We start from the raw sequence: 15,666 nt of genomic DNA, 5'->3' as shown, positions 1-15,666 counted from the left end.
ATCCTCCGAGGGCCGGATGGTTCGGAAATCCAATCCTAACCCTTCTTGACCACCCGCCGCCCCATAGGATCTGTGGTGACTGCCGCCTGCTTTTTTTCTGCAGGCGGGCCATGGGTGCGGCCAGCGCCCGGCATTCCCCGCGCCCTCTTCTCGAAGAAGGCGATCGATCTCCAAGCCTCGGACGCGACAGCGCGCCGCGAGACAGCGAAGCCATGTCCTTTGATCATGTCGACAACGTCAAGTTCGCCAAATCCGCCAGCACCGGACCGTCCATCGGCATGCCGCTCTGCAGGCCTCGCGTTCGGCGCAGGTGCGCCTCCGTGCACCGGAAAATCGCACGCGCCGACAATGTCAGCGCCTGGATCTCGGGTGCCTGGTTCTTCGAAGGTCGGGGAATGGACCGAGGTTGGGTCACCGGCCGGATCGGCCGATGGTGGGCACGACAGGGATCGAACCTGTGACCCCTACCATGTCAAGGTAGTGCTCTCCCGCTGAGCTACGTGCCCTAGTCCAGAAGTCCGTTCGGGTGGGCGTCCCTATATCGGCTCCCACGCAGGCAGGCAAGGACGCAAAATGCCGAAATTGGGAATAATCCGCCAGTTCCGGACGTCCGTCCCCGGCGGCTCAGGCCGCCAGCATCTTGTTGACCTCGCTGACGAGCTCGCGGAGGTGCACCGGCTTGGACAGCACCTTGGCGTTCTTGGGCGCCTCCGAATCGGAGTTCAGCGCGACCGCGGCGAAGCCGGTGATGAACATGATCTTGATGTCCGGATCGAGCTCGGAGGCGCGGCGCGCCAGCTCGATGCCGTCCATCTCCGGCATCACGATGTCGGTGAGCAGCATCTCGAACGGCTCCTCGCGCAGCCGCTGGTAGGCCGACATGCCATTGTCGTGGGGCGAGACCTGGAACCCGGCATTTTCCAATGCCTTGACCAGGAAGCGGCGCATGTCGTTGTCGTCTTCGGCGAGCAGGATTTTGTGCATGGCGAGGGGTTGTCTGGTCCGGGTGAGAGGCGGAGCGTTGCCGCCACTAAGCCTGACGGGCGGTAAATTTCGGGTGAAAGATTGCGCCTTTTGATCCGACATCGGCAAGGCAATTTGAGGGCTGAAGGTGCGGTCTTCGACCGAAACAGCACGCCAGCTCAGAGTTGTTCCAAACGGCGGGTGAACTTTTTCATTGCTTTTCGCTTGGCAGAACGGCTCGGATTATCGAAGATGTGCGTTGGCAAGAGCAGTGCCTGCGTTGTCCAGCGCGAATCGGCCGGAGGATACCGGCGCATCAACGGACGTGACATCGACGCACGTGACCAAGGGGACGGCGCCCAGAGATGACGGACTTTGATGGCGAATTGCCGCCGTTCGAGATCATGGAGCCGACCGAATGGCGCGCGCCCATCATCTTCAATTCCCCTCACTCCGGATCGGCCTACCCCGACGATTTCCTCCAGGCCTCGCGCATCGATCTGCCGTCGCTCAGGCGCTCCGAAGATTCGTTCATGGACGAATTGATCGGCGACCTCCTGTCGCGCGGGTTTCCGGTGGTCCGGGTGCATTTCCCGCGCTGCTATGTCGACGTCAATCGCGAGCCCTATGAGCTCGATCCGCGGATGTTCACCGGGCGGCTGCCGAGCTTTGCCAACACCCGCTCGATGCGGGTGGCCGGCGGCCTCGGCACGATCCCGCGCGTGGTCGGCGACGGCCAGGAGATCTATCGCGACCGGCTGAGCGTCGACGAGGCGCTGCACCGCATCGAGACGCTGTACAAGCCGTATCACCGCGCGCTGCGCCGGCTGATCAACCGCGTGCACCAGCAGTTCGGCACGGTCGTCCTGGTCGACTGTCATTCGATGCCGTCGGTCGGCGTCTCGCGCGACGAGCCGCGCCGGCCCGACATGGTGATTGGCGACCGCTACGGCACGAGCTGCGCGTCGCTGCTGCCGGACCTGGTCGAGGACGTGCTCGGCCGGCTCGGCTATTCCGTCGGCCGCAACAAGCCCTATGCCGGCGGCTTCATCACCGAGCATTACGGCAATCCGGCCACGGGCTTGCATGCGATCCAGATCGAGCTCAATCGCGCGGTCTACATGGACGAGCGCCGCAGGGAGCGCGGACCGCGTTTCGCGCAGGTCGCTTCCGATCTCGCCGTGCTCGCCGAGGTGCTGGCGACGGTGCCGCTCGGCGACCTCGGGCCGTTCCAGGCGGCGGCGGAATAGACCGGCTGCGCTTTCGGTACGAGGGATTTCGGCGGGTGGCGTCGGCACAAAAAAAAGGGCCGCTTGAATGACAAGCGGCCCAAGTCTAGGGAGGAAACGCCCAAGGAGGGCAGCGATAACGCGAAGCGCTACCGCACCGCAACAATATGCAATCGCGCTGCACAAAGCGCAAGGGTTTTTCCGCCCTTCTCCATGCAAAAAAACATAGGCCGGGTTGCGTTCAGCGCGACCCAGCTCTCTCCTTTTCATCATAGATGTCAATGGCTTGATTGGAGATTCCAAACGACCCGAGAGGGACCGCGGGTTTCGCTTTCACTTTCACATGAGAGGCCAGCGACGGATCAATCGCGCCCGGCCAGCGGGCCGGACACCAAACGGTATCCAAGATGCCACGCCAGCGTTCCATATCCGGATGCACGCCGGACCGCTTTGAGCTAGGCATAGCCGCTCATTGCCACCCGATTCCCTCACCCAAGGACGCGTTGTGACGGTCATCGATTTCTCCGCCTTCATCGGTCGTCTGGCGACCGCGTCGGGCGAAACCATCCTGCCGTTCTTCCGGACCTCGCTGCTGGTCGACAACAAGAGCAGCAGGCACGATTTCGATCCGGTGACGGAGGCCGACCGCGCCGCCGAGGCGGTGATGCGCCGCCTGATCAAGGCGAACTTTCCTCAGCACGGCATCGTCGGCGAGGAGTTCGGCAATGAGCGCGCGGACGCCGATTACGTCTGGGTGCTCGATCCGATCGACGGCACGAAGTCCTTCATCGCCGGTTTTCCGACCTGGGGCACGCTGATCGCGTTGCTGCACAAGGGCACGCCGGTGTTCGGCATGATGCACCAGCCTTTCATCGGCGAGCGCTTCGCCGGCGACAACGGCTCCGCCAACTACAAGAACGGCGGCGGCGAGCGCCGGCTCTCGGTCCGGCGCTGCGAGCGTCTCGCGGACGCGGTGTGCTATACGACGAGCCCATTGTTGATGAACGAGGCCGATCGCGCCACCTTTGGCCGGGTCGAGGCCGAGACCCGGCTGTCGCGCTATGGCGGCGACTGCTACTCCTATTGCATGCTGGCCGCCGGCCATCTCGATCTCGTCATCGAGACCGAGCTCAAGCCCTATGACATCGCCGCCCTGATCCCGATCATCAACGGCGCCGGCGGCATCGTCACCGATTGGGAAGGCGGCCCGGCGCAGAACGGCGGCCGGATCGTCGCCGCCGGCGACAAGCGCGTCCATGAAGCGGCGCTGAAGCGGCTGGCAGCGGGCTGAGCCCGCCTCCACCGGCCTGGCTCCGCCTCGAGCTGAACGGAGACGTCCGGCCTGTCGCCGGACGCCTCACGCGGCGGCCCGGCGCAAATGCTCGACGAGCAGCTTCGCGGGACGCGGCAGCGCCTTGAAGCTGCGGGCGCAGATCACGAGCCGGCGATCGGCCCAGGCATCGCGCAGCGCGACGAGGCTGATCGGCATCGACCGCGCGCAACGCCGCGCCGCCGCTTCCGGCACGACGGCTATGCCGATCCCGGCCGCCACCATCTGGCAGATCGCGTCGAAATCGCGCAGCCTGGCCCGCACGTGCTGGCGGATGCCGAGCCGCGCGGCGTGCCGGCCGATATGGACGTTGAGCGCCGTCCCCTGCGTGAGGCCGATGAAATCCTCCCCCGCGGTCTCGCTGAAGTCGATCTGCCGGCGGGCTGCGAACGGGCTGCGCCGCCCGGCGACCAGGATCAGCCGGTCCTCGCCGAAGGCGAAGCGCTCGATCGTCTCGGGCAACGCATGCTCCGCCGCAAAGCCGAGATCCGCTCTGCCGGACGCGATCGCCTCGGCGATCTCGGTGCTTTCGCGCTCCTCGACGTCGACGTTGATGTCGGGATGCTCGCGCAGGAAGGCGGCCAGCGCCTTGGGCAGATGCTCGGCGAGGCCGACCGTGTTGGCGAGCAGCTGCACATTGGCGCGGCGGCCGGACGCGAAGCCCGAAAGCTCGCCTTGCATGGCCTCGACATTGGCCATGATGATGCGGGCGTGATCGAGCAGGCTCTCGCCCGCCGCGGTCAGATCCACGCCACGCCGGCCGCGCTTGAACAGCTCGACGCCGAACGCGTCCTCCAGACCCTTGATCCGCGCGCTCGCCGAGGCCAACGCCAGATGCGCCCGGTCGGCGCCGCCGGTGATGCTGCGGGCCTCGGCCACGGCAATGAAAAGTCTGAGATCGACCAGATCGAAACGCATGGTCATCCTGCCTCAGTCCTGGACGAAGGCTTGCTCCGTAACCTCCACATTGTGCCGCCAGCGCGGTCTGGTCAATGTGACGACCATGATCGACCCCATCCTCATCTTCATCGCCCTGGCGCTCACCTTGGCCGGCTTCGTTAAGGGCGCGCTCGGCCTCGGCCTGCCGACCATCTCGGTCGGGCTGCTCGCGGTCGCCATGCCGCCCGGCCGGGCGCTCGCCATCGTCATCGTGCCGGCAGTGATCACCAACATCTGGCAGACCTTCGCCGGCCCTTATCTGCGCGATATCGCCAGGCGCCTCTGGCCGCTGATGCTGGGCACCGCGATCGGCATCTGCCTCAACGCCGGCGCGCTCAGCCATGCCTCGACGCGCTGGGGCAACGTCGCGCTCGGCGTGCTGCTGATGCTCTATGCCCTGCTCGGCCTCACCAAGTTCGCCTTCAAGGTCGCGCCCCCGCACGAGAAATGGGTCGGCGGCATCGTCGGCCTCGTCACTGGGCTGATCTCGGCCGCCACCGGCGTGCAGGTCGTGCCCTCGGTGCCGTACATGCAGGCGATCGGGCTCGAGAAGGACGAGCTGGTCCAGGCGCTCGGCGTGTTCTTCACGGTCGCCACCATCACGTTGGCGTTCAACCTGACGAGCTCCGGCCTGCTCAGCACGGCCACCGCCCTGCCCGGCGCGGTCGCCATGGCCTGCGCCTTTGTCGGCATGTTCGCGGGCCAGGCAGCGCGATCCCGACTGCCGGCCGAGGCGTTCCGCCGTGTGTTCCTGATCGCCATGATCCTGCTCGGCCTGTATCTCGCCGGCACGGCGGTCGTCGAGTTGCTCTGGTAGGTCAGCGCGCCTCGAGCATCGCGATCCGGACGCCGAGATAGATCAGCAGCCCGCCGATCGCGCGGTTGAGCCAGAGCAGCGCGGCGGACGAGCCGCGCACGCGGCGCGCAGCCCGGGCCGCGACGACGGCGACGCCGAGGCACCAGATCGTGCTGTTGACGATGAAGATCGTGCCGAGCAGCAGGAAGGCGAGCGCCTTGTGCGGCGCATCGGCTGCGACGAATTGCGGCAGGAAGGCGAGAAAGAACATCGCAACCTTCGGATTGAGAATGTTGGTGAGCGCGCCCTGCCAGAACACCTGGCGGAGCGTCACCGCCGGCATCGACGTCGCATCACTGGCCCTGGCGGCGTCCGGCCTCCGCGCCAGAAGCTGCGTGATGCCGAGATAGACCAGATAGGCCGCACCGGCCCATTTCACCGCCGCGAAGGCCGTGGCGGAGGCCGTGAGCAGCGCCGACAGCCCGATCGCGCTTCCGAACACATGAACGAGGCACCCCGTGCTGATGCCGAAAGCGGCAGCGGCCCCGCCGCGCCAGCCGATCTGCGCGCTGCGGCCAACGATGTAGCCGGTGTCGGGACCCGGCGTGATGTTGAGCAGCAGCCCGGAGACGAGAAACAAAGGCAGATCGTGAATGCCGAGCATGATTGAACATTTCCTAACGATACCGGTCTAATCATCTACCTGGCCTCGGCATTGCTGTCTCGCACCGCAGAGGCCGGCGCGGGGCCGCATGGCAAAGGTGCCGCGATAGGGTCCGGAAAAGCGTTGGATTCGGCCGCCTCGGTCGTGGTATGCGCGAGGCGGGAGCACGATGTGATGGAAAGACGCCTCGCTGCCATCCTTTGCGCCGACGTCGCCGGCTATTCACGCATGATGGGAATCGACGAGGACGGCACGCACGCCGCCTTCAAGGCTCATCGCGGCGCCATCCACCCGATCATTCTCAATCACGCCGGCCGCATCGTCAAACACACCGGCGATGGCTTTTTGCTGGAATTCGCCAACGCCGCCAGCGCCATCCAGTTCGGGGTCGAGATGCAGTCCCTGATGGCGGAGCGCAACGCCGATCTGCCGGCCGACCGCAACATGCGCTTCCGGCTCGGAATTCATAAGGGTGAGTTCACGATCGACGACGGCGAGGCCTTCGGCGACGGCATCAATGTCGCCGTCAATCTCGAATCGATCGCCGTCCCGGGCGGTGTTGCTGTCTCGGCCAAGGCTTATGAGGAGGCCGGCCCGCAACTCCCCATCGAGCTGACCAGCGCCGGAAGCTTCCAGTTCAAGAACCTGCAGGAGCCGGTGCAGGCGTGGACATGGGAGCCCGGCAGCGAGGCGGCGATCCGGGCCGGGACGAGCGTCACCGGCCTGCCGCCGCAATATCGCACGGCGATCGTCGGCGTGCTGCCATTCGTCAACCTCTCCGACGGCGCCGACGAGTATCTCGCCGACGGGCTCGCGGACGACCTGATCCATGCGCTGTCGCTGCAATCGTTCTTCCGTGTCCTGAGCCGCACCTCGACGTTTCGCTTCAGGGACCGCGGCCTCAATCCCCGCCTGGTCGCACGCGAGACCGATGCGACCTACCTGATTCAGGGAACGGTGCGGCGCTCTGGTCACAAGCTCCGCGTGACGGCGGAGCTGATCGCGCCCGAGACCGGCGCTCAATTGTGGACCGGTCGCTATGACGGCGACGTCGGTGATCTGTTCGCGATGCAGGACGAGATCACCACCAGCCTGTGCGCGGCGCTGATGCCGGAGATCTATCGTGTCGAAGCCTCGATTCCGGTCCGTGCGCCGGCGACCGACCCGACCGCCTGGGACCGCTTCCTGCGCGGTCTGTCGCACTACTACCGACCGACCAAGGCCGACTACGAGATCTCCATCTCGCTGTTTCGACAAGCCATTGCGCTCGATCCCACGCTCGGCCTCGCGCACGCTTATCTCGCGACCATTCTGATGCAGGGCATCAATTTCGGCTGGATCAAGGGCTCGCGCGAGCTCTGGGACGAGGCGAAGAACCTGGCGCTGGACAGCGTGCGGCTCGACGCGCGCTCCTCCTTCGCCTATGCGATCCTGGCCTTCGTGCAGGCCATGCAGGGCGCCCATGAGGACGGCATGAAGGCGGCGCGCAAGGCGACCGAGCTCAATGCCTACGACATGGGGGCGCGCGGCGTGCTCGGGCTCTGCCATATGGTCAACGGCGAGCACCAGCAGGCCATCGATCTGTTCTCGATCGCGGCCCAGCGCGGCAACAGCGATCCGCGCTATCAATGGCCGGCGCTGAACGCCTACAGCCACTACCTGCTCGGCCGTTATGAGGCCGCGTTATCGTGGGCCCGCGAGGAGCTGTTTCTCTACCCGAACCATCTGCAGGCGCTGACGATCCGCGCGGCAACCCTGGCGCAACTTGGTGCGACGGACCAGGCGAGCGACGCCGTCGACGCGCTGCGCGCGCAATATCCCTGGCTCACGCTGGATCGCCACATCAAGAACATCCGGTGGAAACGCCGGGACGACATCGACCACTACCGCGACGGACTGATCAGGGCCGGGCTGACGTGAGCCAATCGGACCGCATGTCGCCGGCCCGCCACATGGCCTACACATTGCTTCCGCAAATTGATTGGATTCGACTGCTGTTGCCGTGGTATCGCCCTGAGTAGGAGCAAAGACGGAATGGAGAGACGGCTGGCCGCGATTGTCTGTGCCGATGTGGTCGGTTACTCGCGGATGATGGGCGCCGACGAGGCGGGAACCCATGCCGCGTTCAAGGCGCATCGCGGCGCCATCCACCCGATCATCCTCAATCACGGCGGCCGCATCGTGAAGTACACAGGGGACGGATTTCTCCTGGAATTTCCGAGCGTCGTCGGCGCCATCGCGGCCTCGGTCGAGGTGCAGAAGCTGATGGCCGAGCGCAATGCTCATTTGCCGGCCGACCGGGTGATGCAGTTTCGCCTCGGCCTCAACATGGGCGACGTCATCTTCGACGAGGACGAGGTATTCGGCGACGGCGTCAACACTGCTGTGCGACTTGAAGCCGCAGCACCGCCCGGCGGAATTGCCGTCTCCCACAAGGCCTACCAGGAAGCCAGCAAGCACCTCACGGTCACCTTCGTCGACCGCGGGCCGTTCCGCTTCAAGAACATCGAAGACACCATCAACGTCTGGACCTGGGATCCGTCCTCGCCGGAGAAGAGCCGCGAGCAGCGGTCCGCCACGACCCTGCCGGCGCAATACCGGACTGCGATCGTCGGTGTGCTGCCGTTCGCCAATCTCAGCGGCGAGACCGACGAATATTTCTCGGACGGCCTGGCGGAAGACCTCATCCACGCGCTGTCGCTGCAGTCCTTCTTCCGCGTGCTCAGCCGCAACTCCACCTTCGCCTTCAAGCATGCCGGCATGAGCGCCCGCCTGATCGCGCGCGAGATCGATGCGACCTATCTGATCCAGGGCTCGGTGCGGCGCTCCGGCGACAAGATCAGGGTGACCGCCGAGCTGGTCGCGCCGGAGAACGGCGAGCAGCTGTGGGCCGGCCGCTACGACCGCGACATCGGCGACCTGTTCGCCGTGCAGGACGACATTACCGCCAATCTGTGCACCGCGCTGATCCCCGAGATCTACCGTGCCGAGGCGGCGGTGCCGGTGCGGTCCAAGACCACCGACCTCACGGCGTGGGACCGCTTCCTGCGCGGGCTGTCGCACTACTACCAGCCGACCAAGGCCGACTACGAGAGCTCGATTTCGCTGTTCCGCGAGGCGATCAGGATCGACCCCGGTCTCGCCATCGCCCACACCTATCTCGGCACCATCCTGCTGCAGGGCATCCATTTCGGCTGGATCAGGAATTCGCGGGAGCTGTGGGACGAGGCAATGGCGCTCGCCGAGGCCGGCGTCCGGCTCGATTCCCGCTCGTCCTTCTCCTATTCGCTGCTGGCCTATGTCCACGCCATGCAGGGTCGGGTGGAAGCCGGGATGGAAGCGGCACGCAAGTCGCTGCAGCTCAATCCCTACGACATGGGTGCGCGCGGCGTGCTCGGCGTCTGCCATCTCGTCGCCGGCGAGCACCGCCAGGCGATCGAGCTGTTCTCGGTCGCGGCCCAGCGTGGCAACAGCGATCCGCGCTATCAGTGGTCGGTGCTGAGCGCATTCAGCCACTACATGCTCGGCCAGTACGACGCCTCGCTGTCCTGGGCGCGGGAGTCGCACTATCAGAACCCGAACCATCTGCAGTGCCTCGCCATCCGCGCCGCCGCGCTGGCGCAGCTCGGACGCTCGGTCGAAGCCGGCGAGGCCGTCGCGGCGCTTTTGAGCCAGCATCCGTGGATGACGATCGAGCGCCTCCTGAGCAACATCCGCTGGCGCAATCCGGCCGACATCGCGCATTATCGCGACGGCCTCACCAAGGCCGGCGTGCCGCTGACCAAGCTCACCCTGGTGGACACCAAGGCGAAATTCGCGGGCGAGTAGCGCGATCGCGACTTGAGGTTGACACTTGGGCGGGTTACGCCAATCATTGATGATTGCATTGTAACGTTCAGATGGCGGGGCTCCGCCCGTTCCTCGGCGCAATTCGGCGCCGCCCTCGTTTGTTGGCGTGATTTCGTTTTCATCACTCAGGTGCTTTCCAAGGATGTTCTTCGATGCAAGAAGACAGCGCCCGCGTCCGTGACGCCCTGCCCGGACAGCTTCCGGTCTCGTCCGATAACCCGTGTCCCTTCCTGCGCGCGCTCGTCGCCGGCGGCTTCGTCGACGGCCACAGCGTCCCCTTGAAAACCATCGGCGACCGGGTCGAGGCGGCGAGCGGCGAGACCGGCTTCAAGAAACGGCTTGTCGGCATCGAGACCTTCGGCGTCGCCCTGATCGCGAACGGCCTGTCGCCGCTGCGGCTCCTGAAGAGCCTGTGGTCCGGCGCCGATCTCGACCAGTTGCGCAACGGTCCGCTCGACAAGCATGGCGGCGGATCGCGTATCCTCGACGCCGAGGCCAAGGTCCATCCCGAGGAGATCGACCGGTTCGCGAGCTTCGGCAGCGACTATCCCGATCCCAATGGGGGCACCGAGCGCGGCCTCAACGAGGCGCAGATCCAGACCTTCATGAAGGCCAATCTGACGCGCGACGGCGATCGGGCGCGCTGGTACTTCCCCATTCTGATGCAGGGCGAATGGCCAGTGCTGCTGAACATCCTCGGCAAGGGCGAGGGCGACGGCCGCTATCTGTCCGTTGCCGAGGTCCGCACGCTGTTCGTCGACCGCCGCCTGCCGCAGCGTATCGCCGCACGGCTGACAGCCAAGCCCAAGCCCGCGAACATCGTCTGGCGCATCGGCAAGGCACTCGTCGGCACGGCAGTGCTGGCCGGCGCCGCCGTGTTGCTCGCCTGGGTGGCCGCGCCCGACGCCGTCAGCGACAAGCTCGGCAAGGTTCTGCCGAAGAAGGCCGCGGCGTTGATTCCGCCCGCTTTGCCCGAGACCGAGCCGACCAGGGCGGCCTATTGGCTCGATCAGGGCTGGACCACGCAGGACCGGCACTGGTTTCACCACGTGACGCAGGGCACCGCGACCTTTCCGATTCCCTACGCCTGGTTCATGGCGATGGAGCAGCCTTATCTGACGCCGTTCGGCTCGCCCGGCCTGATCTCCGACAGCGCCTATCTCGAACGGTTCGGCTTCATCCCGAGCCCGAAGAGCGTCGACGGCGACCCCAGCGCGCTCCGGCCGTTCGGCTACGCCGCCACGGCTGCCAAGACCGAGCCGGCAGCGCCGCTGCCGTCCGGCCTGAAGCCGACCCCGGCCGGCAACGAAGGCGGCCTGCCAGTCGGCTTTGCCCGGCTCACTGGCGCGACCGATCCCGCCACCGGCGCCGCGCAGTCCGACAAGATCGGCCTGACCTGCGCGGCGTGCCACGCCGGCAGCATCCACTACAAGGGCGTCAGCGTGCGCTTCGACGGCGGCCCCGGGATGGCCGACCTACGCAAGCTGGAAGAAGCCATGGGCTTTGCGATGATCTTCACGCAATACGTGCCCGGCCGCTTCTCCCGCTTTGTCGATCGCGTGCTCGGGCCGAACGCCTCCGACGCCGATCGCGAGACCCTGAAGAAGGGCTTGAAGGCCGCGACCGATTTCGCGCTCAACATGCAGGCCAAGAACTACAAGACCACGATCGAGGCCAAGGGCCAGACCGAAACGGAGGAAGGCTTCGGCCGGCTCGATGCCCTCAACCGCATCGGCAACCAGGTGTTCTATCTCGACATGGCATCGAGCGGGCTGCCGAACATGCTCGGCAACCAGGAGGCCATCGACGCGCCGGTGTCCTATCCGCCGATCTGGACCGTGCCGTGGTTCTCCTGGGCGCAATATGACGGATCGATCGCACAGCCCCTGATCCGCAATGCCGGCGAGGCGCTCGGCGTCTCCGCACAGATCAACTTCTCGCCGGAGACCGCGAGCGACAGGCTGTGGCGGTCGTCGATGGCGATCGATAACCTGCTCTACATCGAGAACATGCTGCGCGGTCCCGATCCGTTCGCGACGACGACGCCCGCGTTCGGCGGGCTGACCTCGCCGAAATGGCCGGAGAAGCTGTTCGCAGGCGACGACGCCTGGAAGATCGATCCGGCACGCGTCGAACGCGGCCGGAAGCTCTATGCCGCTGTTTGCGTCGAGTGCCATCTCGGGCCGGTCGCCGACCCCGTGTTCGACAAGACCTATCCGGACAAGAGCTTCTGGAAGATCAAGCCCGCCGAGGATTGGGAGAGCAAGGGCTGGAATGCCAAGGGTCCGATCCTCGACCTCGTGCAGAAGCCGGTCGACGCGATGCAGACCGACTCCGGACAGGCGAGCATTCTCGCCAACCGCAAGGTCAAGGTGGCAGGATTCCTCGAGGTCGATCCGGCCAAGGATCTGAAGGGCTGCAACCTGCCGCAGGGCTCGACCACGGAGATGCCCTATGCGCTGGCGCTGATGGCCGTCGTGCAGAAGGCCAGCGACAAATGGATGGAGGACCGCAATCTCGGTGAGGCCGAGCGCGCCGCGCTGTGGGGCGACCGCAAGAACTGTCCCAACCCGGCCGGCAAGTCCTATCGCGCCCGCCCGCTCAACGGCGTCTGGTCGACTGCGCCCTATCTGCACAACGGCTCAGTACCGTCGCTGTACTGGCTGCTGACGCCGGCCGCCGAGCGGCCGACCTCGTTCTGCCAGGGCGCGCGCGACTATGACCCGAAGCCGGTCGGCTTCGCCGTGCCGAAGGGCGGCGAGAGCGCGTGCAAGGTCGGACAGACGCTGTTCATGGCCAAGGATTCCAGCGGCAAGCCGATCAAGGGCAACAGCACGCTCGGCCATTCCTTCGAAGGTCCGACGAAGCCCAACAAGGACTATCCGAACGGCATCATTGGCGGTGCGTTCTCGGAGGACGAGCGCTGGGACCTCATCGAATATCTGAAGACGCTGTGAGGATGTGAGGCTGCGCACCTTCGTCACGACGAAGCCACGGGCCTCGTGGGACTGATCTCTTGCGGCGAGAGCGGTCCCTCCCTCCCGGTTGCGGGCAGGGGTTGGGACGGAGGTCCATGAGCTCCGGTCCCTACAACTCATTGAGCGCGACAGCGACGTCCGTGCGCCGACCCGGCACCCATACATACTCCCGGGCGGCGACGGGGCGCAGGCTGGCGCCATAGCGTGCCTTACGCGGGCAGAGGTGGATGGAGCGAGCTACGTTCTTCTGCCCGATCAGAACATCGCGGGCGGGCTGACATTCACTCCGTGCTGGACCAGCACGAGAGAAGCGACCACGCCCATCAACGAGAACATGGTCACCAGACCGAATCCGGAATTGAGCGCATGGGGACCAACCAGCTTCCGCGCAATCATCATAATCATCAATGCCTCCTCCTGAATGTCGTTAGTGGACGTCACTAGAGGGACGGTGCGTTACCGGGGCGTTTCCAAACTTGGAGAGATCGGCGCGTGGTGAATGCATCCTTGAATGCACAGCAAGCCCGGCATGAAGCCCGCTTAACACTGATGGCCGATTTGGATTTGCATCGAGGTGAGGAGAGCGCCGGCGCTCGAAAAAGTTGAATCTTCGTAACCGCTCGCGCTGAACGGATCACAATGTCGACGACAAGGGTGGACCGCTACACGCGTGGGGCACGATGGTTGTGTCGCCAGAGCGATCTCGTGTACGCGCGGCGAGAGAACGAGATTCGGTGTTTCCCAGCGAAAGTATATCGACACCTCGAATGACGTGGCCGTAGCCGCCAGGCCATATCCTGTCATCCGGTTGATGACGTCCGGCTCGGGACATATCGCGTCGAAGACGTTCGCGGTCGGCGCCCTGACTCGATCCTATCTCGCCTCATTCATCGCCGTCGCTGCGAGCAGCGCCGCCTCGATCGTGTCCCGGGTCTTATCGAGATGCGCCGTCATGAGCGTCACCGCGCGCTCGGTGTCGCGCGCCAGCACCGCCTCCATCAGTTCGCGATGCTCGCGCGCGGCATCGCGGTTACCACGATCGGTCTTGCGGGCGAGATCGAGATAGCGCTCGTTATGCGCAAACAGGAGATCACGCACCCGCATCATCCAGGCGCTGCCGCAGGCCTGGGCCAACGCGGCATGGAAATCGGCATGCGCCAGCATCCAGGCCAGCGAGAAGCTGCCGTCATGGGCCGCGATCGGCGTCGCGGCCAGACGGTGATGCGCGGCAACGACCGTGGTCTCCCAGGCGAGATCACCGTTGGCGATGGCGCGGCGCAGGCACTTGGTCTCGATCTCGACGCGCATGTCGGTCAGATCGCGCAGATCGGCCACCGAGACCGGCGCGACGCGGAAGCCGCGCTGCGGCGTCGCCGTCACCAGCCCTTCCGCCGTGAGCCGCGCCAACGCCTCGCGGATCGCCCCGGTGCTGACCGAGAAGGCTGATCCGAGCTCGCTGATCTTCAGCTTCTCCTCCGGACGATAGAGGCCGGCGAGCAGGCTGGCACGCAACTGCTCGTAGACGGTCTGGGTGGCGCTGCCGGACATCGACTCACTCTCGCTGGACAATGGATTCACACTAGCAGAGCCTAAAAGTATACTTTCATCAAAAAATATATTTTAATTGCACAGCCTCCGCCATCCCCCTATGCTCAACGCCAAAATGCCGCCGGCAGCGCGGCCCATCAGGGAGGTATCCATGCGAAGCGCCATCGCAGCGGCAGGATTGTTCGTCGTCGCGTCCGTCCTCGCCGTCCCCGCTCGGGCGGAGGATCAGCCGGGCATCACCGCCAGCGAGATCCGCATTGGACAGACCATGCCCTATAGCGGGCCGGTGTCCGCCTTCGGCATCCTCGGCAAAGGCGAGGTGGCCTATTTCAAGATGGTCAACGACCGCGGCGGCATCAACGGCCGGAAGGTCAACCTGATCTCGCTGGACGACAGCTACGTGCCGCCCAAGACCGTGGAGCAGACGCGACGGCTGGTCGAGAGCGACGAGGTGTCGTTCATCTTCTCGACCATGGGCACCGCGCACAACACCGCGATCGCCAGGTACCTACAGGGCAAGAAGGTGCCGCAGCTGTTCGTCGCCTCGGGCGCCTCGAAGTTCGGCGACCCCGCGCAATTTCCGCAGGCCGTGATGGGCGTGATGGCGCCGTTCCGCAACGAGGCGCGGATGTATGCGCGCTACGCGCTGCAGCAGAAGCCGGGTGCGACGTTTGCGATCCTGGCGCAGAACGACGATTTCGGCCGCGACTATCTCGCCGGGCTGAAGGACGTGCTCGGCGAGCGCTTCGACACGGCCGTGACCGTCGCGAGCTACGAGGCGACCGAGCCGACCATCGACTCGCAGATCGTGAAATTGAAATCCAGCGGCGCCGACGCGCTGATCATTGCCGCGACGCCGAAATTCGCCGCGCAGGCGATCCGCAAGACCTTCGAGATCAACTGGCGGCCGATGACCTTCCTGACCAACGTGTCGGTGTGGATGTCCTCGGTGATGGAGCCGGCGGGCCTCGAGGCCGGCAAAGGCATCATCTCGACCGCCTATGTGAAGGATCCGCTGGATCCGGCCTGGGCCGACGATCCCGGCGTCAAGGGCTGGCGCGACTACATGGCGAAATACGTGCCCGAGGGCGACATACGCGATTCCAACTACGTCAACGGCTACAACAACGGCATGGTGCTGGAGCACGTGCTGAAGGCGGCCGGCAACGATCTGTCGCGCGAGAACATTTTGCGGCAGGCGCTGTCGATCAAGGATCTCGAGCTGCCGATGCTGCTGCCGGGCATCAAGGTCAGCACCGGCGACAGCGACCATCTGCCGGTCGAGCAGGTGCAGTTCATGCGCTTCACCGGCAAGCAGTGGGAGCGGTTCGGCGAGGTGCTGTCGACCAAGTAGCGGCGGCGGCCGGTTG

General features: G+C 65.4%; 12 protein-coding genes and 1 tRNA gene. 7 read left to right on the top strand and 6 right to left on the bottom strand.

Going from position 1 to position 15,666, the window contains the following annotated elements:
* Positions 1-431: 431 nt before the first annotated feature.
* Positions 432-506, bottom strand: a tRNA-Val gene (locus QX039_RS32980).
* Positions 507-624: 118 nt separating this feature from the next.
* Positions 625-984, bottom strand: coding sequence for a cell cycle two-component system response regulator CpdR (gene cpdR, locus QX039_RS32975; RefSeq protein WP_006610087.1), 360 nt, complete (start codon positions 982-984; stop codon positions 625-627).
* A gap of 344 nt (positions 985-1,328) precedes the next feature.
* Between cpdR and QX039_RS32970 the strand changes: the two genes are divergently transcribed.
* Positions 1,329-2,213: an N-formylglutamate amidohydrolase gene (locus QX039_RS32970; RefSeq protein WP_315736485.1), complete on the top strand. Its 885-nt coding sequence runs from the start codon at positions 1,329-1,331 to the stop codon at positions 2,211-2,213.
* 484 nt (positions 2,214-2,697) lie between these two features.
* Positions 2,698-3,483 carry a histidinol-phosphatase gene (gene hisN / locus QX039_RS32965; protein WP_315736484.1) on the top strand — a complete coding sequence of 262 codons (786 nt, stop codon included), beginning with the start codon at positions 2,698-2,700 and terminating at the stop codon, positions 3,481-3,483.
* 66 nt (positions 3,484-3,549) lie between these two features.
* Here hisN and QX039_RS32960 read toward each other — a convergent pair whose 3' ends face one another.
* On the bottom strand, positions 3,550-4,440 hold the full coding sequence (locus tag QX039_RS32960) for a LysR substrate-binding domain-containing protein (RefSeq protein WP_315737053.1): 891 nt from the start codon (positions 4,438-4,440) through the stop codon (positions 3,550-3,552).
* 85 nt (positions 4,441-4,525) lie between these two features.
* On the opposite strand from QX039_RS32960, the gene QX039_RS32955 reads away from it, so the two are divergent.
* Positions 4,526-5,278 carry a sulfite exporter TauE/SafE family protein gene (locus tag QX039_RS32955; protein ID WP_315736483.1) on the top strand — a complete coding sequence of 251 codons (753 nt, stop codon included), beginning with the start codon at positions 4,526-4,528 and terminating at the stop codon, positions 5,276-5,278.
* A gap of 1 nt (position 5,279) precedes the next feature.
* On the opposite strand, the gene QX039_RS32950 is transcribed toward QX039_RS32955, so the two are convergent.
* Positions 5,280-5,921 carry a LysE family translocator gene (locus tag QX039_RS32950; RefSeq protein ID WP_315736482.1) on the bottom strand — a complete coding sequence of 214 codons (642 nt, stop codon included), beginning with the start codon at positions 5,919-5,921 and terminating at the stop codon, positions 5,280-5,282.
* 174 nt (positions 5,922-6,095) lie between these two features.
* Between QX039_RS32950 and QX039_RS32945 the strand changes: the two genes are divergently transcribed.
* The 3 genes from QX039_RS32945 to QX039_RS32935 all read left to right on the top strand — a co-directional run bounded on the left by QX039_RS32945 (position 6,096) and on the right by QX039_RS32935 (position 12,727).
* Complete coding sequence (locus QX039_RS32945) at positions 6,096-7,841, top strand: adenylate/guanylate cyclase domain-containing protein (RefSeq protein ID WP_315736481.1); 1,746 nt, start codon at positions 6,096-6,098, stop codon at positions 7,839-7,841.
* A 114-nt stretch (positions 7,842-7,955) separates the two neighbouring features.
* Positions 7,956-9,749: an adenylate/guanylate cyclase domain-containing protein gene (locus QX039_RS32940; RefSeq protein WP_315736480.1), complete on the top strand. Its 1,794-nt coding sequence runs from the start codon at positions 7,956-7,958 to the stop codon at positions 9,747-9,749.
* Positions 9,750-9,922: 173 nt separating this feature from the next.
* The gene (locus tag QX039_RS32935; RefSeq protein ID WP_315774251.1) at positions 9,923-12,727 is read left to right on the top strand and encodes a di-heme-cytochrome C peroxidase; all 2,805 of its coding nucleotides are present in this window, start codon (positions 9,923-9,925) and stop codon (positions 12,725-12,727) included.
* A gap of 276 nt (positions 12,728-13,003) precedes the next feature.
* On the opposite strand, the gene QX039_RS32930 is transcribed toward QX039_RS32935, so the two are convergent.
* Positions 13,004-13,153 carry a hypothetical protein gene (locus QX039_RS32930; protein ID WP_315736478.1) on the bottom strand — a complete coding sequence of 50 codons (150 nt, stop codon included), beginning with the start codon at positions 13,151-13,153 and terminating at the stop codon, positions 13,004-13,006.
* A gap of 468 nt (positions 13,154-13,621) precedes the next feature.
* A complete protein-coding gene (locus QX039_RS32925) occupies positions 13,622-14,296 on the bottom strand; it encodes a GntR family transcriptional regulator (RefSeq protein WP_315736477.1) in 675 nt (224 codons plus the stop codon).
* Positions 14,297-14,447: 151 nt separating this feature from the next.
* Here QX039_RS32925 and QX039_RS32920 point away from each other — a divergent pair, with 151 nt between their 5' ends.
* Positions 14,448-15,650: an ABC transporter substrate-binding protein gene (locus QX039_RS32920; RefSeq protein ID WP_315736476.1), complete on the top strand. Its 1,203-nt coding sequence runs from the start codon at positions 14,448-14,450 to the stop codon at positions 15,648-15,650.
* The last annotated feature ends 16 nt before the right edge of the window (positions 15,651-15,666 follow it).

It is taken from the genome of Bradyrhizobium sp. SZCCHNR1043 (assembly GCF_032489675.1).
Lineage (GTDB): Bacteria > Pseudomonadota > Alphaproteobacteria > Rhizobiales > Xanthobacteraceae > Bradyrhizobium.
Note: the sequence above shows the minus strand (reverse complement) of the source record. Positions and strands in the feature narration are given on the sequence as shown.

Bases quoted from the DNA above. Each gene is read 5' to 3' on its own strand.
- QX039_RS32960 (WP_315737053.1), bottom strand. From the start codon at position 4,440: ATGCGTTTCGATCTGGTCGATCTCAGACTTTTCATTGCCGTGGCCGAG.
- QX039_RS32930 (WP_315736478.1), bottom strand. From the start codon at position 13,153: ATGATTATGATGATTGCGCGGAAGCTGGTTGGTCCCCATGCGCTCAAT.
- QX039_RS32970 (WP_315736485.1), top strand. From the start codon at position 1,329: ATGACGGACTTTGATGGCGAATTGCCGCCGTTCGAGATCATGGAGCCG.
- QX039_RS32925 (WP_315736477.1), bottom strand. From the start codon at position 14,296: ATGTCCGGCAGCGCCACCCAGACCGTCTACGAGCAGTTGCGTGCCAGC.
- cpdR (WP_006610087.1), bottom strand. From the start codon at position 984: ATGCACAAAATCCTGCTCGCCGAAGACGACAACGACATGCGCCGCTTC.
- QX039_RS32935 (WP_315774251.1), top strand. From the start codon at position 9,923: ATGCAAGAAGACAGCGCCCGCGTCCGTGACGCCCTGCCCGGACAGCTT.
- QX039_RS32950 (WP_315736482.1), bottom strand. From the start codon at position 5,921: ATGCTCGGCATTCACGATCTGCCTTTGTTTCTCGTCTCCGGGCTGCTG.
- QX039_RS32940 (WP_315736480.1), top strand. From the start codon at position 7,956: ATGGAGAGACGGCTGGCCGCGATTGTCTGTGCCGATGTGGTCGGTTAC.
- QX039_RS32945 (WP_315736481.1), top strand. From the start codon at position 6,096: ATGGAAAGACGCCTCGCTGCCATCCTTTGCGCCGACGTCGCCGGCTAT.
- QX039_RS32920 (WP_315736476.1), top strand. From the start codon at position 14,448: ATGCGAAGCGCCATCGCAGCGGCAGGATTGTTCGTCGTCGCGTCCGTC.
- QX039_RS32955 (WP_315736483.1), top strand. From the start codon at position 4,526: ATGATCGACCCCATCCTCATCTTCATCGCCCTGGCGCTCACCTTGGCC.